Source organism: Pseudocitrobacter sp. 73 (assembly GCF_008369545.1).
Classification (GTDB): domain Bacteria; phylum Pseudomonadota; class Gammaproteobacteria; order Enterobacterales; family Enterobacteriaceae; genus Pseudocitrobacter; species Pseudocitrobacter vendiensis.
Genome location: NZ_VTZO01000032.1, coordinates 57,505 through 82,090 on the forward strand (window position 1 = coordinate 57,505; position 24,586 = coordinate 82,090).

A 24,586-nucleotide genomic window follows, 5' to 3' on the forward strand; every position below is an offset into this window, starting at 1 on the left:
AATGAGTGATATTCAAACATTCACTATAAAAATCTTTTGTTCAGGAGAACATGACTGATGCAGCTCACCCGGAGTTGGTTATTGGCGGCAGTGCTGCCTGTTTCAGCGTTCGCGCAGGAAGCGACAATTAAATCGGTTCACGACACGCCTGCCGTAAAAGGCAGTATCATGGCTAACCTGCTGCAGGAACATGATAATCCCTTCACGCTCTATCCTTATGAAAGCAACTACCTGCTTTACACCTGGACCAGCGATCTCAATAAAGAAGCGATCAGTTCCTACGATTGGGCCGAGCATGCGCGTAAAGATGAAGTGAAGTTTCAGCTCAGCCTGGCCTTCCCGTTATGGCGTGGCATTCTGGGCGATAACTCGGTGCTGGGCGCGTCGTATACCCAGCGTTCCTGGTGGCAGTTGTCGAACAGCGGTGAATCGTCGCCGTTCCGCGAAACCAACTATGAACCGCAGTTGTTCCTGGGCTTTGCGACGGATTATTCATGGGAAGGCTGGACGTTGCGCGATGTTGAATTTGGTTTCAACCATGATTCAAATGGTCGCTCAGACCCCACGTCTCGTAGCTGGAACCGCTTGTATACACGCCTGATGGCGCAGAATGGCAACTGGCTGGTTGAGGTGAAACCCTGGTATGTGGTGGGAAATTCCAACGACAACCCGGATATCACCAAATACATGGGCTACTATCGTCTGAAAGTCGGTTATCAACTGGGTGACGCGGTACTGAGTGCACAGGGGCAATATAACTGGAATACCGGTTACGGCGGTGCGGAAGTGGGCGTTAGCTACCCTATCAGCAAGCACGTTCGTCTTTATACCCAGGTATACAGCGGCTACGGCGAATCGCTGATTGACTACAATTTCAATCAAACGCGTGTTGGCGTGGGTGTCATGCTTAACGATCTGTTTTAACGCTGACTTTCCTATGACGTTGCGAGCATGGCCGAAGGAATTCGTCTAAAACGTTGCAGTTTAGAACGCAGGCGCTGAAAATAGCGCCTGTTTTTATTTTTCAGTAATCGGAGTCAATGTGGCACAGGCGGAAGTTTTGAATCAGGAATCGCTGGCTAAACAGGTTTTGCAGGAAACCTTTGGCTACCAGCAGTTCCGCCCGGGCCAGGAAAACATCATTGATACCGTGCTGGAAGGACGCGATTGCCTGGTGGTGATGCCGACAGGCGGCGGCAAGTCGCTCTGTTATCAAATTCCGGCGCTGGTGCTGAATGGCCTGACGGTGGTGGTATCGCCGCTGATCTCGTTGATGAAAGACCAGGTTGATCAGTTAATCGCCAATGGCGTGGCGGCGGCCTGCATCAACTCAACGCAGAGTCGTGAGCAGCAGCAGGAAGTCATGGCGGGCTGTCGTACCGGGCAGATTCGCCTGCTCTATATCGCCCCGGAACGCCTGATGCTGGATAATTTCCTGGAGCATCTCGCCCACTGGAACCCGGTGATGCTGGCCGTTGATGAAGCGCACTGTATTTCACAGTGGGGCCACGATTTCCGCCCGGAATACGCCGCGTTAGGCCAACTGCGTCAGCGCTTCCCGGCGCTGCCGTTTATGGCGCTCACCGCGACCGCCGACGACACGACGCGTCGCGATATCGTTCGCCTGCTAGGGCTGAATGACCCACTTATTCAAATCAGCAGCTTTGACCGCCCCAACATTCGCTACATGTTGATGGAAAAGTTTAAGCCGCTCGATCAGCTTATGCGTTACGTGCAGGAGCAACGCGGCAAGTCCGGCATTATCTACTGTAATAGCCGGGCGAAAGTAGAAGACACCGCTGCGCGTCTGCAAAGCCGTGGTATCAGTGCCGGGGCATATCACGCCGGGCTGGATAACGCCGTGCGGGCAGAGGTGCAAGAAAAATTCCAGCGTGATGACCTGCAAATCGTGGTCGCCACCGTGGCGTTCGGGATGGGCATCAACAAGCCTAACGTGCGCTTCGTCGTGCACTTCGATATTCCGCGTAATATTGAATCTTATTATCAGGAAACGGGCCGCGCCGGGCGTGATGGCCTGCCCGCGGAGGCAATGCTGTTTTACGATCCGGCGGATATGGCGTGGCTACGCCGTTGCCTGGAAGAGAAACCCGCCGGGCCGCTACAGGATATCGAACGGCATAAGCTCAACGCGATGGGCGCGTTTGCCGAAGCGCAAACCTGCCGCCGTCTGGTATTACTGAACTACTTTGGCGAAGGGCGTCAGGAGCCATGCGGCAACTGCGATATCTGCCTCGACCCACCAAAGCAGTACGATGGGTTGAATGACGCGCAGATCGCGCTCTCAACAATTTATCGAGTGAATCAACGCTTCGGGATGGGGTACGTGGTTGAGGTGATTCGCGGCGCTAACAATCAGCGTATTCGCGAGTTTGGCCACGACAAACTCAAGGTCTACGGCATGGGGCGCGATAAAAGCCATGAGCATTGGGTGAGTGTGATCCGCCAGTTGATTCATCTGGGCTTTGCGATGCAGAACATTGCTCAGCACTCTGCTCTGCAACTGACTGACGCCGCACGTCCGATTGTACGTGGAGAGATGCCGTTGATGCTCGCCGTGCCGCGTATCATTGCCCTGAAACCGCGCGTGATGCAGAAAGCTGCAGTGGGCAATTATGACCGTAAGTTGTTTTCCAAACTGCGCAAGCTGCGTAAAGCGATTGCCGACGAAGAGAACATCCCGCCTTACGTGGTCTTCAACGATGCGACGCTGATTGAAATGGCGGAGCAGATGCCGGTCTCTGCCAGCGATATGCTCAGCGTCAACGGCGTAGGGATGCGTAAACTGGAGCGCTTTGGTAAAGAGTTTATGGCGCTGATCCGCGCACATGTCGATGGCGATGATGATGAGTAGTCAACCGCGCTAAAAAGTGCCAATATAGTTACTCACTGAATTATTCCCCGCGAGTACGTTATGTTAACTCTGTTTCTGACAGTGGCGCTGGTGCACATCATTGCGTTGATGAGCCCGGGCCCGGACTTCTTTTTCGTGTCGCAGACCGCGATCAGTCGCTCCCGCAAAGAAGCGATGATGGGCGTACTGGGCATTACCTGTGGCGTGATGGTGTGGGCGGGCGTAGCGCTGCTCGGCCTGAACCTGATCATCGAAAAAATGGCGTGGTTGCACACTATTATTATGGTCGGCGGCGGTCTTTATCTCTGCTGGATGGGCTATCAGATGCTGCGCAGTGCGCTGAAAAAAGAGAATCACGCCGCACCGGAACCGCAGGTTGAGCTGGCGAAAAGTGGCCGCAGCTTTATGAAAGGGCTGCTGACCAACCTGGCGAACCCGAAAGCGATTATCTATTTTGGCTCTGTGTTTTCACTGTTCGTTGGCGACAGCGTGGGAGCGGATGCGCGCTGGGGCATTTTCCTGATGATTATCCTCGAAACCCTCGCCTGGTTTACCGTGGTGGCGAGTCTGTTCGCGCTGCCGACCATGCGTCGTGGCTACCAGAAAGCAGCGAAGTGGATCGATGGTTTTGCCGGTACGCTGTTCGCGGGCTTCGGCATTCATTTGATTATTTCGCGCTAACCCATTGACCCACTCCGAACCTATCGGGGTGGGTAGCCGCCTTAGTGCTGAAGCTGCTTAAGGTCATCCTGCGAAAGGCCGGTCATTTCCATGATGGTCTGAAAATCAAACCCGCGTTGCAGCATGGTTTTCGCGACGTCGAGAAGGGCTATTTGTTTGCCCTGTCGCATTCCATCACTCAATAATTTTTCCGCCAGAGTCATCAGTTCTTCTCCATGTTGCGGCACGCGCTGTGCCAGCCCATACAGTAATGTTTGAACGTCTTTTTCTTCACCTGCCAGCATCATGTATTTTACCAGGGTGCGGATTTGTTGTCCGCTCATCTGCTCTAACGTTAATAGCTGCGCCAGTTTATCCAGCAACGTTGCCATGTCGCGCTGGCGGATATGCTTCTGAACCAGCGTCAGAGCCGCCATGCTGCGGTGCTGCATGATTTCCTCATCGGGGATCAGGGTGATGTCGACCAGGGGAAATGCGTGAAAATAGAGCTCGCGCGCGGTGTCCGGATCCGGAAAAGCATCGAGCCAGTTCATTGACCAGGGGTAAGGGCTGCGCTTGCCCTGATAAAACAGAATCGGGATCACCAGCGGCAGGGTTTTGTTCCCGGCTTCCAGATGACGCTGCATGGTGGCAATGGCATAGCGAAGCAAACGAAAGGCCATATTCTCATCTGGTGAGCTTTGGTGCTCAATCAAAACATACACATACCCGCTTCCCTTACTGGTTTCCAGCGAATAGAGCACGTCGTTGTAATACTGGCGGAGATTCTCTTCTACAAAACTGCTAGCTTCCAGATGGAGCGTGTCGAGGCGACAGAGGTTTACCAGCGCAGGGGGCAGGTGAATTTCCATAAAGTCGCGCGCCGTTTCTGGCCGGGATAAGAATGCTTTAAAGACTGCATCATGAGGAGTGGTTGCATCCGCCATTTTTCATCATCCATGTGTGAAATCTGGCGGCATTCTGGCACTGAGATGAACGCGGTAACAGCGCGAAAAAAAAGTTTCAGCGCAGGTTCCGAGCTTACTCGAATGCGGGTGTTAACGTCTTTTCCCGTTCACTAAAATTTGCGGGCATGCCTCCATTTCACGCATGCCTCGCCGACGCCAGCAGCGCGCCAACCAGCATAAACAACGAACCAAACACCTTATTCAGCGCCTTCATCTGGCGTGGGCCTTTGATCCAACTTGCTATTCGTTGCGCCAGCGTGGCATAGCCAATCATCACAATAATATCGACCACAATGGTGGTGATGCCGAGCACCACATACTGCATCAACTGCGGCTGATGGGGCACGATAAACTGCGGGAACAATGCCGCCAAAAAGACGATGCTTTTCGGGTTGGTCAGATTCACAAACACCGCACGTCGATAGAGCTTTGAGCGTGACTGCGATTGTGCGAGGGTGTTGAGGTCAATTGCCCCCGCCGCGCGCCATTGCTGGATGCCGAGCCAGATAAGATAGGCTGCGCCCGCCCATTTCAGCACTTCGAAAGCGAGCACAGAACGGGAGAACAGCGTCCCCAGGCCAACGCCAACCAGCACGATATGAATCGCGAGCCCGGTCTGTAACCCGGCGATGGAGGCGACCGCGCCGCGATAGCCGTGGCTAATGGATGTCGTCATGGTATTGATCGCGCCGGAGCCCGGCGAAAGGCTGAGAATTATGGATGTCAGAAGGTAAGCAAACCACCACTCAAAGGTCATGAGAATCTCCCTGGTTATCTGTTTTTTATGCCACAATACGCTATTGTATGAAGGTTGTGTCAGGCCTCACAAAAAAACGATTTTCAGCGGTTAGCAGGGGTGGAAGCCCGATGTTTCAGCAGCAAAAGGACTGGGAAACAAGAGAAAACGCGTTTGCCGCGTTTGCGATGGGGCCGCTGACGGATTTCTGGCGTCAGCGTGAAGAAGCGGAATTTCGCGGCGTGGATAACGTTGCGGTGCGCTTCGTGCGGTTTTGCTCTGCGCATCACGATCGCGTAGTGGTTATTTGCCCGGGCCGTATCGAAAGTTACGTGAAGTATGCCGAACTGGCCTACGACCTCTTCCACAGTGGGTTTGATGTCTTGATTATCGACCACCGTGGTCAGGGGCGTTCAGGCCGAATGCTGTCGGATACCCATCGCGGCCATGTGGTAAAATTCAGCGACTACGTTGACGATCTGGCGGCATTCTGGGAACAGGAGGTCGCGCCCGGTCATTGGCGTAAGCGGTTTATTCTCGCGCACTCAATGGGCGGCGCGATTGCCACGCTTTTTTTGCAGCGTTATCCGCATCAGTGTGACGCACTCGCGCTTTGTGCCCCAATGTTCGGTATTATCATGCGCCTGCCTGAATGGATGGTTCGCCATATTCTCGATTGGGCTGAGGGCCATCAGCGTCTTCGGGAAGGGTATGCCATTGGCACCGGGCGCTGGCGAGCGCTGCCGTTTAGCCTTAACGTTCTGACGCACAGTCGCCAGCGTTATCGGCGTAACCTGCGTTTTTATGCCGATGAGCCGCGTCTGCGCGTGGGCGGTCCCACCTATCACTGGGTTCGCGAGGGGATCATTGCCGGTGAGCACATCATTGCCGGTGCGCCCCACGATACGCTGCCGACGCTTATCATTCAGGCGGAAGAAGAGCGTGTGGTGGATAACCGCATGCATGACCGCTATTGTGAACTTCGCTCAACGGCGGGGCATCCCTGTGATGGGGGTAAACCGCTTGTCATACAGGGCGCGTATCATGAGATCCTTTTTGAAAAGGACGCCATGCGCTCGGTCGCACTCAATGCTATCGTCGATTTTTTCTATCGACATACTTAAACCGGCATTTATGCCGCCAGGCTTAAAGGTAGAATTCTCTTATGTACCAGGTTGTTGCATCTGATTTAGATGGCACGCTCCTCGCTCCCGACCACCGCTTAACGCCGTATGCGAAAGAGACACTGAAATTATTGACCCAAAAAGGGCTTCATTTTGTGTTTGCGACCGGCCGCCATCATATCGACGTAGGGCAGATCCGCGATAATCTCGGGATTCAGGCTTATATGATCACCTCCAACGGTGCGCGCGTGCATGACACTGACGGTAATCTGCTGTTTGCTCACAATCTCGATCGCGATATTGCCGCCGATCTCTTTGGCGTAATGCACAGCAGCCCCGATATCATCACCAACGTTTATCGCGACGACGAGTGGTTTATGAACCGCCATCGCCCGGAAGAGATGCGTTTTTTCAAAGAGGCCGTGTTCAACTATCAGCTTTTTGAGCCAGGCCTGCTGGAGCCGGAAGGCGTCAGCAAAGTCTTCTTCACCAGCAGTAACCATGAAGTCTTGCTGCCGCTGGAGCAGGCGATTAACGCGCGTTGGGGCGATCGCGTGAACGTGAGTTTCTCCACGTTGACCTGTCTGGAAGTGATGGCGGGCGGTGTCTCCAAAGGTCATGCGTTGGAAGCGGTTGCCAAAAAACTGGGTTATAGCCTGAAAGACTGTATCGCGTTTGGCGACGGGATGAACGATGCCGAAATGCTGTCGATGGCGGGTAAAGGCTGCATCATGGCCGGGGCGCATCAGCGCCTGAAGGATCTGCATCCGGAACTGGAAGTGATTGGCTCTAATGCCGATGACGCGGTGCCGCACTACCTGCGTAAGCTCTATCTTGCTTAAAAAATGACGACTGAGTGTTTATTGCTCAGTCGTCAACCGTTCTCTTCGCTACAATGCGTGTTCATCTTCCTGAGAGACATTCATTGTGGCGCTACTCATTATCACCACTCTTCTGTGGGCCTTCTCTTTTAGCTTTTACGGTGAGTATCTGGCCGGGCACGTCGACAGCTATTTTGCCGTACTGGTGCGCGTTGGTCTGGCAGCACTCGTATTTCTGCCGTTTCTGCGCACCCGTGGCAACAGCCTGAAAACGGTCAGCTTGTATATGCTGGTGGGCGCGATGCAGCTTGGCGTGATGTATATGCTCAGCTTCCGCGCGTATCTTTACCTGACGGTGTCCGAACTATTGCTGTTTACCGTGCTGACGCCGCTCTATATCACCCTGATTTATGACCTGATGAGTAAGCGCCGCCTGCGCTGGGGCTATGCGTTCAGCGCATTGCTGGCGGTGATTGGTGCGGGGATTATTCGCTACGATCAGGTGACGGACCATTTCTGGACCGGCCTGCTGCTGGTGCAGCTCTCCAATATCACCTTTGCGATTGGCATGGTGGGATACAAACGTCTGATGGAAATCCGCCCAATGCCGCAGCATAACGCTTTTGCGTGGTTCTATCTTGGCGCGTTTTTGGTGGCGATTGTGGCATGGTCGCTGCTGGGCAATGCTCAGAAGATGCCGGAGACCACGCTGCAATGGAGCATTCTGGTGTTTCTTGGCGTGGTGGCTTCCGGAATTGGCTACTTCATGTGGAACTATGGCGCAACTCAGGTAGATGCCGGAACGCTGGGCATCATGAACAACATGCACGTGCCGGCGGGGCTGCTGGTTAACCTGGCTATCTGGCATCAACAGCCGCACTGGCCGACATTCATTACAGGCGCGCTGGTGATCCTGGCGTCGCTGTGGGTGCATCGAAAGTGGGTCGCTCCGCGCTCTTCACGAACGGAAGATGATCGCACGCGTGGTTCCGCGCTGAACGAATAAACGCCTCCGTGACCGGCTGACGCTGCTCGCCATCGCGCACAGCGGCGTACAGCCGGCTCCATAAACCCTCGCCCAGCGTTTTTGTCACCACCAGACCCTGGCGTTCAAAACTCTCTACCACCCAATGCGGCAGCGCGGCAATCCCCATTCGCGCGGCAACCATCTGAATCAACAATAACGTGTTATCGACGCTTTTCAGCGACGGGCTGATACCCGCCGGTTGCAGAAAGTGACGCCAGATATCCAGGCGCGAGCGCTGTACCGGATAAATCAGCAGCGTCTCGCTGGCGAGATCTTTCGGCGTAATGCGCGTTTTTGCCGCCAGTGGATGGTCAGGCGCGATAACCAGACGTACCTCATAATCAAACATCGGCGAATAGTGCAGCCCGCTGCGCGGCAGAATATCGGAGGTCATGACCAGATCCAGCTCGCCCTGCTGCAGCGCAGGTTGCGGGTCAAACGTGACGCCCGATTTAAAATCCATCTCCACCTGCGGCCAGTTCTTATGGAAGTTCTCCAGTGCAGGCGTCAGCCATTGAATGCAGCTATGACACTCAATTGCGATGCGCAGACGTGTCTGCTGCGGCTCGTTACAGGCCTGAAGCGCCTGACTGATTTGCGGCAGCACCTGGTTTGCCAACTGGAGCAGGATCTCGCCCTGCGGTGTAAAGCGCAGTGGCTGGCTCTTACGTACAAATAGCCGAAAGCCAAGGCGCTGTTCCAGATCGCTGAACTGGTGGGAAAGGGCGGATTGGGTCTGATGCAGCGTGGCCGCCGCAGCGGCGAGCGACCCGCAGTTCCGCAACGCTTGTAGCGTCTTCAGATGTTTAACTTCGATCATGAAAGTCCTTCACTTCGGCATGAACAATTTGCGCTTGAGGAATATACAGTAACCGCCAATTATGGATGTGTAAACATCTGGACGTCTAAAACATGAAAATTCCATAAGAGGCATACTATGACAATTCTTAATCACACCCTCGGTTTTCCTCGCGTTGGCCTGCGTCGCGAGCTGAAAAAGGCGCAAGAAAGTTACTGGGCGGGCAACTCGACTCAGGAAGAACTGCTGTCAGTGGGGCGTGAACTGCGCACGCGTCACTGGGATCAGCAAAAACAGGCAGGCATTGACCTGCTTCCGGTGGGCGACTTCGCCTGGTACGACCATGTTCTGACGACCAGCCTGATGCTGGGTAACGTTCCGGCTCGTCATCAGAACAGCGATGGATCGGTGGATATCGATACCTTGTTCCGCATTGGCCGTGGCCGCGCACCTACCGGTGAACCGGCGGCAGCAGCCGAAATGACCAAATGGTTTAACACTAATTACCATTACATGGTGCCGGAGTTCGTCAAAGGCCAGCAGTTCAAACTGACCTGGACACAACTGCTGGAAGAAGTGGACGAAGCGCTGGCGCTGGGCCATAAAGTGAAGCCCGTGCTGCTGGGCCCGGTGACCTATCTGTGGCTGGGTAAAGTCAAAGGCGAGGCATTCGATCGTCTGAGTTTGCTGAACGACCTTCTGCCTGTTTATCAGCAGGTGCTGAGTGAGCTGGCAAAACGCGATATCGAGTGGGTACAGATTGATGAACCGGCGCTGGTGCTGGAACTGCCGCAGGAATGGCGGGAAGCCTATCAATCCGCTTATGACGTTCTTCAGGGGCAGGTGAAATTGCTACTGACGACTTACTTTGAAGGCGTCACACCTAATCTGGATACCATTACTGCTCTGCCGATCCAGGGCCTGCATGTTGACCTGGTTCATGGCAAAGATGATGTTGCCGAACTGCATAAGCGCTTGCCTGCCGACTGGCTGCTCTCCGCCGGGTTGATTAACGGACGTAACGTCTGGCGCGCCGATCTTACGGAAAAATATGCACAAATCTGCGAGATCGTCGGCAAACGCTCGCTGTGGGTGGCATCGTCCTGCTCATTGCTGCACAGCCCAATCGATCTGAGTGTGGAAACGCGTCTGGATGCGGAGGTGAAAAGCTGGTTTGCCTTCGCTCTGCAAAAATGTGAAGAACTGGCGCTGTTGCGCGATGCGCTCAATAGCGGTGATACGTCTGCGCTGGCAGCGTGGAGCGCCCCGATTCAGGCGCGTCGTCACTCAACCCGCGTTCATAATGCGGCGGTAGCAAAACGTCTGGCGGCCATTACCGCGCAGGATAGCCAGCGTGCAAATGCTTATGACGTGCGAGCGCAAGCCCAGCGTGCGCGTTTTAACCTGCCTGCCTGGCCGACCACCACGATTGGTTCCTTCCCGCAAACCACGGAAATTCGCACCCTGCGCCTGGATTTCAAAAAGGGTAATCTTGATGCCAACAACTACCGCACGGGCATTGCGGAACAGATTAAACAGGCCATTGTGGAGCAGGAACGTTTAGGGCTTGATGTCCTGGTTCACGGCGAGGCCGAGCGTAACGACATGGTGGAGTACTTTGGCGAACATCTGGACGGCTTCGTCTTTACGCAAAACGGCTGGGTGCAGAGCTACGGTTCCCGCTGTGTGAAACCGCCGATTGTTATTGGTGACGTCAGCCGCCCGGCTCCGATCACCGTGGAGTGGGCAAAATATGCGCAGTCGCTGACTGACAAGCCGGTGAAAGGGATGCTGACTGGCCCGGTGACCATTCTCTGCTGGTCCTTCCCGCGTGAAGACGTGAGCCGTGAAACCATCGCCAAACAGATTGCGCTGGCGCTGCGTGATGAAGTGGCGGACCTGGAAGCCGCTGGAATTGGCATCATCCAGATTGACGAACCGGCACTGCGCGAAGGCTTACCGCTGCGCCGCTGCGACTGGGACGCGTATCTCCAGTGGGGCGTGGAAGCCTTCCGTATTAACGCCGCCGTGGCGAAAGATGACACGCAAATCCACACGCATATGTGTTACTGCGAGTTCAATGACATCATGGATTCCATTGCCGCGCTGGATGCAGACGTCATCACTATCGAAACCTCGCGTTCCGACATGGAGTTGCTGGAATCATTTGAAGAGTTTGATTACCCGAACGAAATCGGGCCTGGCGTATATGACATTCATTCACCGAACGTGCCGAGCGTGGAGTGGATTGAAGCGCTGCTGAAGAAAGCCGAACAGCGCATCCCGGCGGAACGCCTGTGGGTCAACCCGGACTGTGGCCTGAAAACCCGCGGCTGGCCAGAGACGCGCGCGGCGCTGGCGAACATGGTGCAAGCGGCGCAGAATCTGCGTCGAGGGTAAGTTTAACAGGCCCGGTAAGCGAAAGCGCTACCGGGCAAAGCGTTTATTTTTTCGCGCCATACTGCGCAAACCACGCCAGCATTCTCTGCCAGCCATCTTTCGCAGATTCCTCATGATAGCTCGGACGATAATCCGCATTGAACGCATGCCCGGCATCGGGGTAAACAATAATATCCGCTTTGGCATTCGCAGCGCGCAACGCCTGGCGCATGGTGTCCACCGTATCAACCGGAATGCCGGTATCCTGACCACCGTATAAACCCAGTACCGGCGCATTGAGTTCGACGGCGATATCGACAGGATGTTTCGGTGAATTCAGTGATTTATCGCCCAGTAATTTCCCATACCAGGCGACGGCGGCTTTTAACTGCGGGTTATGCGCGGCATACAGCCAGGCGATGCGGCCACCCCAACAGAAGCCCGTGATCATCAGGCGGCTGGCATCCCCACCATTGCGTGATGCCCAGTTGGCAACGTGGTCAAGATCGGCCAGCACCTGTGCGTCAGGGACTTTCATGACCAGATTATTAAAGAGGGTCGGGATATCGGCATAATCATTGGGATCACCCTGACGGAAATAGAGCTCCGGCGCGACGGCAAGATAGCCCTCTTTTGCCAGGCGACGGCAGATATCGCGGATATGTTCATGGACGCCAAAAATCTCCTGCACTACGATTACCACCGGAAGCGGGCCATCGCTCTGTTTTGGACGCGCGTGGTAAGCGGGCAGTAAATCGCCCTGAGACGGAATAGAGGTCTCGCCGGCAATAATCGCCTCGTCAGAAGTATGAACGGCAGTAGCGGCGTGAGGGGATGCGGCAGGTGCAAATCCAGGTTGGTTGTTGGTCATGGCATTCTCCGTACCTTTAAATGAGCTTTTAGCGCTTCTTTAATATAGACAAATCACAGTGCCTGAAGACGGGCGATTTTTGTGCAACAACGGAAGATATAACTTGTTAATGTGATGTGAATCACTTTTTGCGTGGAATCTTATGCAATATTTTTGACTCCAGGTGACGGTGGTCACGAAATGTTGCCTCCGTCTTCTGTAAAGTGGCTTTTTGCTTCTTCTGACAAACCCGATCCACAGAGGAGTTTTCTATGTCTAAGTCTGATGTTTTTCATCTCGGCCTCACCAAAAATGATTTACAAGGGGCTACGCTCGCTATCGTCCCTGGCGATCCAGAGCGTGTGGAAAAGATCGCCGCGCTGATGGAAAAGCCGGTCAAACTGGCATCTCACCGCGAATTTACCTCCTGGCGTGCTGAACTTGATGGCAAGCCGGTGATTGTATGCTCCACCGGTATCGGCGGCCCATCCACTTCTATTGCCGTTGAAGAGCTGGCCCAACTGGGTATCCGCACTTTCCTGCGCGTCGGCACTACCGGTGCGATTCAGCCGCATATCAACGTGGGCGACGTACTGGTCACCACCGCATCCGTTCGTCTGGACGGCGCGAGCCTGCACTTTGCACCGATGGAATATCCGGCAGTAGCGGATTTCGACTGCACCACCGCGCTGGTGGCGGCAGCTAAAGAGATTGGCGCGACCACCCACGTTGGCGTAACGGCCTCTTCCGACACCTTCTATCCGGGTCAGGAACGCTACGATACCTTCTCAGGCCGCGTGGTTAGCCGCTTCAAAGGCTCCATGGAAGAGTGGCAGTCGATGGGCGTGATGAACTACGAGATGGAATCCGCGACGCTGCTGACCATGTGCTCCAGCCAGGGGCTGCGCGCAGGGATGGTTGCAGGCGTGATTGTGAACCGTACTCAGCAGGAGATTCCGAACGCTGAGACGATGAAACAAACCGAAAGCCATGCGGTGAAAATCGTTGTGGAAGCGGCACGCCGCCTGCTGTAATCCTTCTTCTCTTCTTAAAGGCCGACACGTTCGGCCTTTTTCAATTTGCGTACCTCCTCGCAGGAAAACCCTTTCAAACTGGACATTTATACAGCACAATTCTATTTTTGCCGTAAGTCGTTCATGCAGGGGGCATTGTGGATATCGCCATTCTTATTTATTTTCTGGTTGCACTGGCGGGTGTTGCGCTGGGCTGGCTGGCCGCGAGCTATCGTGTGGCGCAGCAGCGGGCGGAACAACTGGCCGAAGAACGTGATATCTACGGCGAACTGAGCGCCGCGAAGCAACAGCTGGCGCAAAACGCGCACTGGCGCGAGGAGTGTGAGCTGCTGAATAATGAACTGCGCAGCCTGCGTGAAATCAACACCTCGCTGGAGGCCGATCTGCGTGAAGTGACCACCCGACTTGAAGCCACGCAACACCATGCTGAGGACAAAATTCGCCAGATGATCAACAGCGAGCAGCGTCTGAGCGAGCAGTTTGAAAACCTGGCGAATCGTATCTTTGAACACAGCAATCGTCGGGTTGATGAGCAAAACCGTCAAAGCCTCAACAGTTTGCTTACTCCGTTGCGCGAGCAGCTTGATGGTTTTCGTCGCCAGGTGCAGGACAGCTTTGGTCAGGAAGCAAAAGAGCGCCATACGCTTGCCCATGAAATTCGTAATCTGCAACAGCTGAATGAACAGATGACGCGTGAAGCCGTCAACCTGACGCGCGCGTTAAAAGGCGACAATAAAACTCAGGGCAACTGGGGCGAAGTGGTGCTGACGCGTGTACTGGAAGCTTCTGGCCTGCGGGAGGGTTACGAATACGAAACTCAGGTCAGTATCGAAACCGATACCCGCGCCCGTATGCAGCCGGACGTCATTGTTCGCCTGCCACAGGGAAAGGATGTCGTGGTGGATGCCAAAATGACGCTGGTGGCCTATGAGCGTTATTTCAATGCCGAAGACGATTACACCCGTGAACTGGCGCTCCAGGAGCACATCGCGGCGGTGCGTAATCATATTCGCCTGCTGGGTCGAAAAGATTATCAACAGCTTCCGGGGCTACGATCGCTGGACTACGTCCTGATGTTTATCCCTGTCGAACCCGCCTTTTTGCTGGCATTAGACCGACAGCCCGAACTGATCAATGAAGCTTTAAAAAATAACATTATGCTGGTAAGTCCTACTACTTTATTGGTAGCACTGCGTACCATTGCCAATCTCTGGCGTTATGAGCACCAGAGCCGCAATGCACAGCAGATCGCTGAACGGGCCAGCCGTCTGTACGACAAAATGCGCCTGTTTATTGATGATATGTCCGCCATTGGGCAGAGCCTGGATAAAGCGCAGGACAACTATCGTCAGGCGATGAAGAAACTCTCTTCCGGGCGCGGGAACCTGCTTGCGCAAACGGAAGCGTTCCGTCACCTCGGTGTCGAGGTGAAACGCGAGATTAATCCGGATTTAGTCGAGCAGGCTACGGCGCAGGATGATGAGTTTCGTTTGCGGCAAGGGATTGATTCTGAGGATGACGATCCCCTGGCCGCAGGTAACGGTTAACCCCGTTTGAGGGAGTGTGACGGGGTTGAATCGTAGGGCAATTGCGCCCAATCTGTTACACTCCATGAACATTTTCTTTATAAGCAGGCTTAGAGATGGCTGAGGAATCACAAGACACGACGCACTTTGGCTTTAAGACAATCGCCAAATCCCAGAAAGAAGACATGGTCGCTCACGTTTTCCACTCTGTGGCCGCAAAATACGATGTGATGAACGACTTAATGTCGTTTGGTATTCACCGTTTATGGAAGCGTTTTACCATTGACTGTAGCGGCGTTCGTCGTGGGCAGACCGTCCTCGATTTGGCAGGCGGTACGGGTGATTTAACGGCGAAGTTCTCTCGCATGGTGGGAGAAACCGGTCGCGTCGTGCTGGCTGATATCAACGACTCTATGCTGAAAATGGGGCGCGAAAAGCTGCGCAACCACGGTGTTATTGGCAACGTGGAGTATGTACAGGCGAACGCCGAAGCGCTGCCGTTCCCGGATAACACTTTCGACTGCATCACTATCTCTTTCGGTCTGCGTAACGTTACCGACAAAGAAAAAGCGCTGCGCTCGATGTATCGCGTACTGAAACCCGGTGGTCGCCTGCTGGTGCTTGAGTTCTCAAAACCGATCATCGAACCGCTGAGCAAAGCCTATGATGCTTACTCCTTCCACATCCTGCCGCGCATTGGTGAAATGGTGGCGAATGATGCAGAAAGCTACCGCTATCTGGCGGAATCCATCCGTATGCACCCCGATCAGGAAACCCTGAAAGCGATGATGCAGGATGCCGGGATGGATAGCGTTGAGTACTTCAACCTGACGGCAGGCATTGTGGCGTTGCATCGTGGCTATAAGTTCTGACAGGAGGGCCAGATGCCTTTAAAACCCTTAGTGACTGCCGGCATCGAAACGGCGCTGAACACTTTTCTGTGGCGTGAGCGGGCGCTTAAACCTGCCCGGCAGCGTCTGGTGGGGAAAGTGTTGCGCGTTGAACTCAAAGAGTTCACGTCGCCGCTGGTGCTGGTGTTTAGCGAGCGGCAGGTCGATGTGCTGGGGGCGTGGGAAGGCGAGGCCGACTGTACTGTCGCGACGCGTATCGGCGTCCTGCCGCAACTGCGTAATCGTCAGCAACTGACGGCACTCATCCGCAACGGTGACCTGGAAGTGCAGGGTGACATCCAGGTCGTGCAAAACCTTGTCGCGCTGGCCGACCTGGCCGAGTTTGACCCGGCAGAGTTGCTGGCGCCCTATACCGGTGATATCGCCGCCGAAGGCGTCAGTAAAGTCCTGCGCGGCGGCGCGAAGTTCCTGCAGCAAGGTCTGGCTCGCCAACAGCATTACGTGGCGGAGGCCGTTACCGAAGAGTGGCGACTGGCGCCCGGCGCGCTGGAATTAGCCTGGTTCGCTGAAGAGACAATGGCCGTGGAACGCGCCGTTGAAGCGCTGACGAAGCGGCTGGAAAAACTGGAGGGGAAATGACGCCAGGAGAATTACGGCGCCTGTATTTTATCATCCACACCTTTTTGAGTTACGGGCTCGATGAGCTCATTCCCAAAATGCGCATCACCCTGCCGCTGCGAATCTGGCGTCGGATGCTGTTCTGGATGCCAAATCGCCACAAAGACCGCCCGCTGGGTGAACGCATGCGTCTGGCATTGCAGGAGTTAGGCCCGGTTTGGATCAAACTCGGCCAGATGCTCTCTACCCGCCGCGATCTCTTCCCGCCGCATATTGCCGACCAGCTCAGTATGCTTCAGGACCGCGTTGCGCCGTTTGACGGCTTACAAGCGCAAAAGCTGATGGAAAAAGCGATGGGGGATCTCCCTATCGAAAGTTGGTTTGACGATTTTGATATTAATCCGCTGGCGTCCGCGTCGATTGCTCAGGTGCACACCGCGCGTCTGAAAGAGAATGGCAAAGAGGTAGTGATCAAGGTCATCCGCCCGGACATCCTGCCGGTTATCAAAGCGGATATGAAACTTATCTACCGTCTGGCGCGTTGGGTTCCTCGCCTGCTGCCAGATGGTCGTCGCCTGCGCCCGGTTGAAGTGGTGCGCGACTATGAAAAAACGCTGATTGATGAGCTGAATTTGCTGCGCGAAGCGGCGAACGCCATTCAGCTGCGGCGCAATTTCGAAGACAGCCCGATGCTCTATGTGCCGGAAGTGTACTCCGACTATTGCAGCGAAAACATGATGGTGATGGAGCGCATTTACGGTATTCCGGTGTCGGATACCGAAGCGTTACTGAAGCAAAATACCAACATGAAACTGCTGGCAGAGCGTGGCGTGCAGGTCTTCTTCACCCAGGTCTTCCGCGACAGCTTTTTCCATGCGGACATGCACCCGGGCAATATTTTTGTCAGCTACGAGCACCCGGAAGATCCGCAATATATCGGCATCGACTGCGGTATTGTTGGCTCGCTGAATAAAGAAGATAAGCGCTATCTGGCGGAGAACTTCATCGCCTTCTTTAACCGAGACTACCGCAAAGTGGCCGAGCTACACGTTGATTCTGGCTGGGTACCGCCGGATACCAACGTTGAAGATTTCGAGTTCGCGATTCGTACCGTTTGTGAACCTATCTTCGAGAAACCGCTGGCGGAAATCTCCTTCGGGCATGTGTTGCTAAACTTATTTAACACTGCGCGCCGTTTCAACATGGAAGTGCAGCCGCAGCTGGTGCTGCTGCAAAAAACGCTGCTTTATGTGGAAGGCGTGGGGCGACAGCTTTATCCGCAGCTCGATTTATGGCAAACGGCGAAGCCGTTCCTGGAATCCTGGCTGAAAGATCAGATAGGCATTCCGGCGCTGGTTCGCGCGTTGAAAGCAAAAGCGCCGTTCTGGATCGAAAAAATGCCCGAATTACCGGAACTGGTGTACGACAGTTTGCGCCAGAGCAAACATTTACAGAGCAGTTTGGATAAGCTTGCCGGCGACATCACCGTGCATCGTACCCGTCAGGGTCAGTCACGGTATCTCTTTGGTATAGGTGCTGTTTTATTATTGAGCGGTACACTACTGCTAATAAATCGCCCGGAATGGGGCTTCATGCCCGCGTGGCTCATGGGCGCGGGGCTGGTGGTATGGTTCGCTGGCTGGCGTAAAACGCGCTGAATTTTGCATCGCTATCACGAGGGCGCATACGTATAATGCGTCAATGGTTATTTCATCATCTATCACAGAGGAAGATGTATGGGTGGTATTAGTATTTGGCAGTTGCTGATTATCGTCGTTATCGTGGTTCTGCTTTTCGGGACTAAAAAGCTGAGCTCGCTGGGGTCTGATTTGGGTGCGTCCATCAAGGGCTTTAAGAAAGCCATGGGTGATGACGATGACAAGAAAGACAAGTCGACTCAGGATGCGGACTTCACTGCAAAATCAATTACTGATAAGCAGGAAGACGTGAAAAAAGACGAAGCGAAACGCCACGACAACGAGCAGGTGTAATTCGTGTTTGATATTGGTTTCAGTGAACTGCTGCTGGTGTTCGTGATTGGCCTTGTCGTGTTGGGGCCAAAACGTCTGCCGGTTGCGGTTAAAACGGTTGTTGGCTGGATTCGCGCGCTGCGCTCTCTGGCGACAACGGTGCAAAACGAGCTGACCCAGGAGCTTAAACTTCAGGAATTTCAGGACAGCCTGAAAAAAGTGGAGAAAGCGAGCCTGGATACCCTATCGCCAGAGCTGAAGGCGTCGATGGATGAGCTGCGTGAAGCGGCGGAATCTATGAAGCGCTCTTACTCCATCCACGATCCTGAAAAGGCGAGTGATGAAGCCAACACTATCCATAACCCGATAGTGAAGGACAGCGAGGAACAGCGCGCCGGGGTTACCCCGTCGACGGCCGAACATCAGGCCAGTACCGACGAGCAGGTACCATCCCCCGCTGAAACCCACACGCCAGAAGCGGCGGCGGTTGGTGACTCTGAAAAAGAGAAAAAAACCGCCTCCGTTCCTGATTCATCCCCTGCATCAAGTGATAAATCGTAAACATGGGCGTAGAAGATACTCAACCGCTGGTGTCGCACCTGATTGAACTGCGTAAGCGTCTGCTTAACAGCATCATGGCGGTGTTCATCATTTTTCTGGCGTTAGTCTATTTCGCCAACGATATCTATCAACTGGTCTCTGCACCGCTGATCCGGCAGATGCCCGTTGGGGCGACGATGATTGCAACGGATGTCGCATCACCGTTCTTCACCCCCATCAAGCTGACCTTCATGGTGTCGATTATCCTGTCGGCCCCGGTGATCCTTTATCAGGTGTGGGCCTTTGTTGCGCCTGCGCTGTATAAGCATGAACGCCGTCTGGTGGTGCCGCTGCTGGTTTCCAGTACGGTGCTGTTCTATACCGGTATGGCTTTTGCCTATTTCGTGGTGTTCCCTCTGGCGTTCGGTTTCCTGACGCATGCCGCGCCTGCGGGCGTACTGGTCTCGACCGATATCAAGAGCTACCTCGATTTTGTGATGTCGCTGTTCATCGCGTTCGGGGTTTCCTTCGAAGTGCCGGTAGCGATTGTGCTGCTTTGCTGGGTGGGCGTGACCACGCCGGAAGATCTGCGTAAAAAGCGCCCGTACGTACTGGTTGGTGCGTTCGTTATTGGTATGCTGTTGACGCCGCCGGATGTCTTCTCGCAAACCTTGCTGGCGATACCGATGTACTGTCTGTTTGAGGTCGGCGTGTTCTTCGCCCGCTTCTATACCGGCAAGCGAGCGACGCGTGACGAAGATGCGGAAGCCGAAGCTGAAGCCGATAAAAACGAAGAATAATATCACCGCCCGTCAGGGCGGTTTTCGTATGGAGCCGAGATGTTTGATATTGGCGTAAACCTTACCAGCTCGCAGTTTTCCCAGGATCGCGATGACGTTATCGCCCGCGCTCAGGCTGCAGGCGTCAGTGGGATGCTGCTGACCTGTACCAATCGACATGAAAGCGAAGAAGCGCAACGGCTGGCACAGCGGTTTGCCGGGTGCTGGTCCACTGCGGGTGTGCATCCGCACGATAGCAGCAGCTGGAACCCGGAAGTGGAAGCGAGCATCCGTAAACTGGCGCAGCAGCCGGAAGTGGTGGCGATTGGTGAATGCGGGCTGGACTTCAACCGCAATTTCTCTACCCCAGCAGAGCAGGAAGCGGCGTTTAGCGCGCAGCTGGCACTGGCGGCGGAACTGTCGATGCCGGTCTTTATGCACTGTCGGGACGCTCATGACCGTTTTCTGGCATTGCTCGACCCGTGGCTGAATAAGCTGCCGGGCGGGGTTTTGCACTGCTTCACCGGCACACGTGAAGAGATGCAGGCCTGTGTCGACCGCGGCCTGTATATCGGCATAACCGGCTGGGTTTGCGACGAGCGTCGCGGGCTGGAACTGCGCGAGCTGCTGCCCTTTATTCCGGCAGAGCGATTGATGATTGAAACGGATGCGCCTTATTTACTGCCGCGCGACCTGTCGCCAAAACCGAAATCACGACGCAACGAACCTGCCTACGTGGCGCACATCCTGGCGCAAATTGCCCACTGGCGCGGCGAAGAGGCTCAATGGCTGGCATCCGTCACTGACAATAACGTCAAGGCACTGTTTAATATTACGTTTTAGTTGCTGTCGGTTTTGCGAAAATCGGTGTTCTTCACGCTTTGCATGACCTGCTTGTTGAGCAGATTGAGCAGCAACATCGAGCGGGCTTCGCCGTCAGGTTCAGAGAAAATTGCCTGCAGACCTTCGAATGCGCCTTCAGTAATTACCACGCTGTCGCCGGGGTACGGCGTGCTGGGATCGGTAACGCCTTCCGGCTTATACACCGAAAGCTGATGAATAACACTGGAAGGAACCGTGGCCGGATGCATACCAAAACGCACAAAATGGCTGACGCCACGCGTCGCATTAATGGTAGTGGTATGAATCACTTCCGGGTCAAATTCAACAAAAAGGTAGTTGGGGAAAAGCGGTTCACTGACTGAAGTACGCTTACCGCGTACGATTTTCTCCAGGGTGATCATGGGCGTCAGGCAACTCACTGCCTGCCGTTCAAGATGTTCCTGAGCGCGCTGAAGTTGACCGCGTTTGCAGTACAGTAAATACCAGGCTTGCATAATGACTCTTTTCCACAATGTAGCGTGCAAGCATAACAAAAGTGTGATGCGATCGCGATGATAACTGATAGCGATAAGTCGAGCGTATTGGTTCACGTGATTTTAACAAAAATACAGCATCACAGCCGCATTCGCCGTATAATGAGGCGCTTACCAGGAGGCCATTAATTTCCCCATGAAATACCACGATCTACGCGACTTTCTGACATTGCTGGAGCAACAGGGCGAACTGAAACGTATTACGTTACCTGTAGATCCTCACCTGGAAATCACCGAAATTGCCGATCGCACCCTGCGTGCTGGCGGCCCGGCGTTACTGTTTGAGAACCCAACGGGTTACGACATGCCGGTGCTGTGTAACCTGTTCGGAACGCCAAAGCGCGTGGCGATGGGGATGGGGCAGGAGGATGTCAGCGCACTGCGCGAAGTGGGGAAACTGCTGGCCTTCCTGAAGGAGCCTGAACCACCGAAAGGGTTCCGTGACCTCTTCGATAAACTCCCTCATTTCAAACAAGTGCTTAACATGCCGACTAAGCGTCTGCGTGGCGCGCCCTGTCAGCAAAAAATTATCTCCGGTGATGACGTTGATTTATCGCGTATTCCGGTGATGACCTGCTGGCCTGAAGATGCGGCACCGCTAATCACCTGGGGGCTGACGGTTACGCGCGGCCCGCACAAAGAGCGGCAGAATCTGGGCATTTATCGCCAACAGGTGATCGGCAAAAACAAACTGATTATGCGCTGGTTGTCGCATCGCGGCGGCGCGCTCGATTTTCAGGAGTGGTGCGCGGCGCATCCGGGCGAGCGATTCCCGGTCTCCGTGGCGCTGGGCGCCGACCCTGCGACGATTCTCGGCGCGGTCACGCCGGTGCCGGATACGCTGTCGGAATACGCGTTCGCCGGTTTGTTGCGTGGGACTAAAACCGAAGTGGTGAAGTGCGTTTCCAACGACCTTGAAGTACCTGCCAGCGCGGAAATCGTGCTGGAAGGGTATATCGAAATCGGTGAGATGGCGCCGGAAGGACCCTATGGTGACCACACGGGTTACTACAACGAAGTGGATAACTTCCCGGTGTTTACCGTCACGCATATTACCCAGCGCGATGATGCGATTTATCACTCGACCTACACCGGACGTCCGCCTGATGAACCGGCGGTGTTGGGTGTGGCGTTAAACGAAGTCTTCGTACCGATTCTGCAAAAGCAGTTCCCGGAAATTGTCGACTTTTACCTGCCGCCTGAAGGCTGTTCTTACCGCCTGGCGGTTGTTACGATGAAAAAACAGTACGCCGGTCACGCGAAACGGGTGATGATGGGCGTATGGTCGTTTTTACGCCAGTTTATGTACACCAAGTTTGTTATCGTCTGCGATGACGATGTGAATGCGCGTGACTGGAATGATGTTATCTGGGCCATTACCACCCGTATGGACCCCGCACGGGATACAGTACTGGTGGAAAACACGCCGATAGATTATCTGGATTTTGCCTCGCCGGTTTCCGGTCTGGGGTCAAAAATGGGGCTGGATGCCACCAATAAATGGCCAGGAGAAACCCAACGTGAATGGGGGCGTCCGATCAAAAAAGATCCGGCGGTTACGGCGCGTATTGACGCTATCTGGGATGAGCTGGCCATTTTTAGCGACAGCAAACGCGATTAGCGCGGCTGTTCTGCCTGTTCAGGCACTGATGATTGGGGCACTATTCAGACCCTGAAATGACTATAAGATCCGACAGAGGGAGCGCATGACAATTTTAAGCTGTAAAGTGACCTCGGTAGATGCCATCACCGACACTGTATATCGCGTCCGTTTAGTACCCGAAGCCCCATTCTCGTTCCAGGCGGGTCAGTATTTAATGGTCGTGATGGATGAGCGTGATAAGCGTCCGTTCTCCATGGCCTCCACGCCGGATCAGCAGGACTATATCGAACTGCATATTGGCGCATCGGAGCTGAATCTGTACGCGATGGCGGTTATGGATCGCATTCTGAAGGATCGCGAAATTGTCGTTGATATTCCTCATGGCGAAGCCTGGCTGCGCGACGATGAAGAACGTCCGCTGATTTTAATCGCGGGCGGTACGGGCTTCTCCTACGTGCGCTCCATTCTGCTGACTGCACTGAAGCGTAACCCTAACCGTGATGTCACCATCTACTGGGGCGGTCGTGAAGAGAAACATCTGTATGACCTGGCCGAGCTGGAAGCGTTAACGGTTAATCATCCGAAGCTGAATGTTATCCCGGTTGTTGAGCAGCCTGATGATGAGTGGCGTGGCCGCTCCGGTACCGTGCTGACGGCAGTATTGCAGGATTACGGTACGCTGGCGGAGCATGATATCTATATTGCAGGCCGTTTCGAGATGGCGAAAATCGCCCGTGACCTGTTCTGCAATGAACGTCAGGCGCGTGAAGACCGCCTGTTTGGCGATGCGTTTGCCTTTATTTAAGCAATAAAAAACCCGCCCCTGACAGGCGGGAAGAACGGCAACTAATCTGTTAATGTGTAGGCCGGGACTCCGGCCTACAAGCACTTATACGCGTTCAAATACGGTCGCAATCCCCTGACCTAACCCGATACACATCGTTGCCAGGCCGAACTGGGCGTCTTTGCGTTCCATCAGGTTCAGCAGCGTGGTACTGATACGCGCACCTGAACATCCCAACGGATGACCCAGCGCGATCGCCCCACCGTTGAGGTTGATCTTCTCGTCTATCTGTTCTGTCAGCCCCAGATCTTTAATACATGGCAGGATCTGCGCGGCAAACGCTTCGTTCATTTCAAACAGGTCGATATCGCTTACCGACAGGCCCGCTTTTTTCAGCGCCAGCTTAGAAGCCGGAACCGGGCCATAACCCATGATAGACGGATCGCAGCCGACAACCGCCATTGAGCGAATGCGCGCGCGTGGCGTGAAGCCCAGTTCGCGGGCGCGACTTTCGCTCATGACCAGCATGGCGGAAGCGCCATCGGAAAGCGCGGAAGAGGAACCAGCGGTAACCGTGCCGGTGACCGGGTCGAATGCCGGTTTCAGCGTTGCGAGCGCTTCAACGGTGGTTTCCGGTCGAATCACCTCATCGTAGTTAAACTGCTTCAGAACGCCATCGGCATCGTGTCCACCGGTCGGGACGATCTCATTTTTGAACGCGCCGGACTGGGTTGCGGCCCAGGCACGTGCGTGAGAGCGGGCGGCAAAAGCGTCCTGCATCTCACGGCTGATGCCGTGCATCCGCGCCAGCATTTCGGCGGTTAAGCCCATCATGCCCGCCGCTTTAGCGACGTTACGGCTTAAACCTGGGTGGAAATCGACGCCGTGGCTCATCGGCACGTGGCCCATATGTTCAACACCGCCGAGAAGACAGGCGTGCGCATCACCGGTCATGATCATGCGCGCGGCATCGTGCAACGCTTGCATCGACGAGCCACACAGTCGGTTAACGGTATTTGCCGGAACTGAGTGCGGTACTTCCGCCAGAAGGGCGGCGTTACGGGCAATGTTAAAACCCTGCTCCAGCGTCTGCTGCACGCAGCCCCAGTAAATATCATCAAGAGACGCCGCTTCCAACGCCGGGTTGCGCGCCAGCAGGCTACGCATCAGGTGCGCCGAGAGATCTTCCGCGCGCACATGGCGGAATGCGCCGCCTTTTGAACGGCCCATCGGGGTACGAATTGCATCGACAATGACAACCTGTTCCAT

The 24,586-nt window shown here is 54.7% G+C and carries 24 protein-coding genes; 18 read left to right on the forward strand and 6 right to left on the reverse strand.

Annotated features, from left to right (window positions below; translation table 11 throughout):
• Positions 1-57 precede the first annotated feature (57 nt).
• The 3 genes from pldA (at position 58) to rhtC (ending at position 3,553) form a co-directional block, all read left to right on the forward strand.
• Positions 58-924: a phospholipase A gene (pldA, locus tag F0Q32_RS23245; protein WP_015966424.1), complete on the forward strand. Its 867-nt coding sequence runs from the start codon at positions 58-60 to the stop codon at positions 922-924.
• Between the two features lie 118 nt (positions 925-1,042).
• Positions 1,043-2,872 carry an ATP-dependent DNA helicase RecQ gene (recQ, locus tag F0Q32_RS23250; RefSeq protein WP_149464888.1) on the forward strand — a complete coding sequence of 610 codons (1,830 nt, stop codon included), beginning with the start codon at positions 1,043-1,045 and terminating at the stop codon, positions 2,870-2,872.
• A 60-nt stretch (positions 2,873-2,932) separates the two neighbouring features.
• Positions 2,933-3,553, forward strand: coding sequence for a threonine export protein RhtC (gene rhtC / locus F0Q32_RS23255; RefSeq protein WP_149464889.1), 621 nt, complete (start codon positions 2,933-2,935; stop codon positions 3,551-3,553).
• Positions 3,554-3,594: 41 nt separating this feature from the next.
• On the opposite strand, the gene F0Q32_RS23260 is transcribed toward rhtC, so the two are convergent.
• Both F0Q32_RS23260 and rhtB read right to left on the reverse strand, forming a co-directional pair.
• Positions 3,595-4,479, reverse strand: coding sequence for an Rpn family recombination-promoting nuclease/putative transposase (locus F0Q32_RS23260; RefSeq protein WP_149464890.1), 885 nt, complete (start codon positions 4,477-4,479; stop codon positions 3,595-3,597).
• 157 nt (positions 4,480-4,636) lie between these two features.
• Positions 4,637-5,257 carry a homoserine/homoserine lactone efflux protein gene (gene rhtB / locus F0Q32_RS23265; RefSeq protein WP_149464891.1) on the reverse strand — a complete coding sequence of 207 codons (621 nt, stop codon included), beginning with the start codon at positions 5,255-5,257 and terminating at the stop codon, positions 4,637-4,639.
• Positions 5,258-5,367: 110 nt separating this feature from the next.
• Here rhtB and pldB point away from each other — a divergent pair, with 110 nt between their 5' ends.
• The 3 genes from pldB to bioP all read left to right on the forward strand — a co-directional run bounded on the left by pldB (position 5,368) and on the right by bioP (position 8,187).
• On the forward strand, positions 5,368-6,360 hold the full coding sequence (gene pldB / locus F0Q32_RS23270; RefSeq protein WP_149464892.1) for a lysophospholipase L2: 993 nt from the start codon (positions 5,368-5,370) through the stop codon (positions 6,358-6,360).
• A gap of 41 nt (positions 6,361-6,401) precedes the next feature.
• Complete coding sequence (gene yigL / locus F0Q32_RS23275) at positions 6,402-7,202, forward strand: sugar/pyridoxal phosphate phosphatase YigL (RefSeq protein WP_149464893.1); 801 nt, start codon at positions 6,402-6,404, stop codon at positions 7,200-7,202.
• 85 nt (positions 7,203-7,287) lie between these two features.
• The gene (gene bioP / locus F0Q32_RS23280) at positions 7,288-8,187 is read left to right on the forward strand and encodes a biotin transporter (RefSeq protein ID WP_149464894.1); all 900 of its coding nucleotides are present in this window, start codon (positions 7,288-7,290) and stop codon (positions 8,185-8,187) included.
• Here the strand turns inward: bioP and metR are convergent.
• On the reverse strand, positions 8,075-9,028 hold the full coding sequence (gene metR, locus F0Q32_RS23285; protein ID WP_149464895.1) for an HTH-type transcriptional regulator MetR: 954 nt from the start codon (positions 9,026-9,028) through the stop codon (positions 8,075-8,077). The two genes, bioP and metR, sit on opposite strands and share 113 nt — an antisense overlap.
• A gap of 117 nt (positions 9,029-9,145) precedes the next feature.
• Here metR and metE point away from each other — a divergent pair, with 117 nt between their 5' ends.
• Positions 9,146-11,407 carry a 5-methyltetrahydropteroyltriglutamate--homocysteine S-methyltransferase gene (metE, locus tag F0Q32_RS23290; protein WP_149464896.1) on the forward strand — a complete coding sequence of 754 codons (2,262 nt, stop codon included), beginning with the start codon at positions 9,146-9,148 and terminating at the stop codon, positions 11,405-11,407.
• Positions 11,408-11,450: 43 nt separating this feature from the next.
• Here the strand turns inward: metE and F0Q32_RS23295 are convergent, their stop codons facing one another.
• Positions 11,451-12,257 carry a dienelactone hydrolase family protein gene (locus F0Q32_RS23295; protein ID WP_149464897.1) on the reverse strand — a complete coding sequence of 269 codons (807 nt, stop codon included), beginning with the start codon at positions 12,255-12,257 and terminating at the stop codon, positions 11,451-11,453.
• Positions 12,258-12,508: 251 nt separating this feature from the next.
• Here F0Q32_RS23295 and udp point away from each other — a divergent pair, with 251 nt between their 5' ends.
• The 9 genes from udp (at position 12,509) to tatD (ending at position 20,397) form a co-directional block, all read left to right on the forward strand.
• The gene (udp, locus tag F0Q32_RS23300; RefSeq protein WP_015966413.1) at positions 12,509-13,270 is read left to right on the forward strand and encodes a uridine phosphorylase; all 762 of its coding nucleotides are present in this window, start codon (positions 12,509-12,511) and stop codon (positions 13,268-13,270) included.
• A gap of 137 nt (positions 13,271-13,407) precedes the next feature.
• On the forward strand, positions 13,408-14,817 hold the full coding sequence (gene rmuC / locus F0Q32_RS23305; protein WP_149464898.1) for a DNA recombination protein RmuC: 1,410 nt from the start codon (positions 13,408-13,410) through the stop codon (positions 14,815-14,817).
• 95 nt (positions 14,818-14,912) lie between these two features.
• The gene (gene ubiE / locus F0Q32_RS23310; protein WP_015966411.1) at positions 14,913-15,668 is read left to right on the forward strand and encodes a bifunctional demethylmenaquinone methyltransferase/2-methoxy-6-polyprenyl-1,4-benzoquinol methylase UbiE; all 756 of its coding nucleotides are present in this window, start codon (positions 14,913-14,915) and stop codon (positions 15,666-15,668) included.
• A gap of 12 nt (positions 15,669-15,680) precedes the next feature.
• Positions 15,681-16,286 carry an SCP2 domain-containing protein gene (locus F0Q32_RS23315; RefSeq protein WP_149464899.1) on the forward strand — a complete coding sequence of 202 codons (606 nt, stop codon included), beginning with the start codon at positions 15,681-15,683 and terminating at the stop codon, positions 16,284-16,286.
• Complete coding sequence (gene ubiB / locus F0Q32_RS23320; protein WP_149464900.1) at positions 16,283-17,923, forward strand: ubiquinone biosynthesis regulatory protein kinase UbiB; 1,641 nt, start codon at positions 16,283-16,285, stop codon at positions 17,921-17,923. The genes F0Q32_RS23315 and ubiB overlap by 4 nt, the downstream gene beginning before the upstream one ends.
• Before the next feature lie 78 nt (positions 17,924-18,001).
• Entirely contained in the window at positions 18,002-18,256 is a 255-nt protein-coding gene (tatA, locus tag F0Q32_RS23325) for a Sec-independent protein translocase subunit TatA (RefSeq protein ID WP_149464901.1), read from the forward strand.
• Between the two features lie 3 nt (positions 18,257-18,259).
• Positions 18,260-18,796: a Sec-independent protein translocase protein TatB gene (gene tatB / locus F0Q32_RS23330; RefSeq protein ID WP_108476887.1), complete on the forward strand. Its 537-nt coding sequence runs from the start codon at positions 18,260-18,262 to the stop codon at positions 18,794-18,796.
• Between the two features lie 2 nt (positions 18,797-18,798).
• Entirely contained in the window at positions 18,799-19,575 is a 777-nt protein-coding gene (gene tatC / locus F0Q32_RS23335) for a Sec-independent protein translocase subunit TatC (RefSeq protein ID WP_108476886.1), read from the forward strand.
• Positions 19,576-19,614: 39 nt separating this feature from the next.
• Positions 19,615-20,397 (forward strand): 3'-5' ssDNA/RNA exonuclease TatD, encoded by a 783-nt coding sequence (gene tatD, locus F0Q32_RS23340; protein ID WP_149464902.1) that lies wholly within the window; start codon positions 19,615-19,617, stop codon positions 20,395-20,397.
• Here the strand turns inward: tatD and rfaH are convergent.
• A complete protein-coding gene (gene rfaH / locus F0Q32_RS23345) occupies positions 20,394-20,891 on the reverse strand; it encodes a transcription/translation regulatory transformer protein RfaH (protein ID WP_149464903.1) in 498 nt (165 codons plus the stop codon). The genes tatD and rfaH overlap by 4 nt on opposite strands.
• Positions 20,892-21,066: 175 nt before the next feature.
• Here rfaH and ubiD point away from each other — a divergent pair, with 175 nt between their 5' ends.
• Both ubiD and fre read left to right on the forward strand, forming a co-directional pair.
• On the forward strand, positions 21,067-22,551 hold the full coding sequence (ubiD, locus tag F0Q32_RS23350; RefSeq protein ID WP_015966403.1) for a 4-hydroxy-3-polyprenylbenzoate decarboxylase: 1,485 nt from the start codon (positions 21,067-21,069) through the stop codon (positions 22,549-22,551).
• An 85-nt stretch (positions 22,552-22,636) separates the two neighbouring features.
• Positions 22,637-23,338 carry an NAD(P)H-flavin reductase gene (gene fre, locus F0Q32_RS23355; RefSeq protein WP_108476882.1) on the forward strand — a complete coding sequence of 234 codons (702 nt, stop codon included), beginning with the start codon at positions 22,637-22,639 and terminating at the stop codon, positions 23,336-23,338.
• A gap of 84 nt (positions 23,339-23,422) precedes the next feature.
• On the opposite strand, the gene fadA is transcribed toward fre, so the two are convergent.
• Positions 23,423-24,586 carry an acetyl-CoA C-acyltransferase FadA gene (fadA, locus tag F0Q32_RS23360; RefSeq protein ID WP_149464904.1) on the reverse strand — a complete coding sequence of 388 codons (1,164 nt, stop codon included), beginning with the start codon at positions 24,584-24,586 and terminating at the stop codon, positions 23,423-23,425.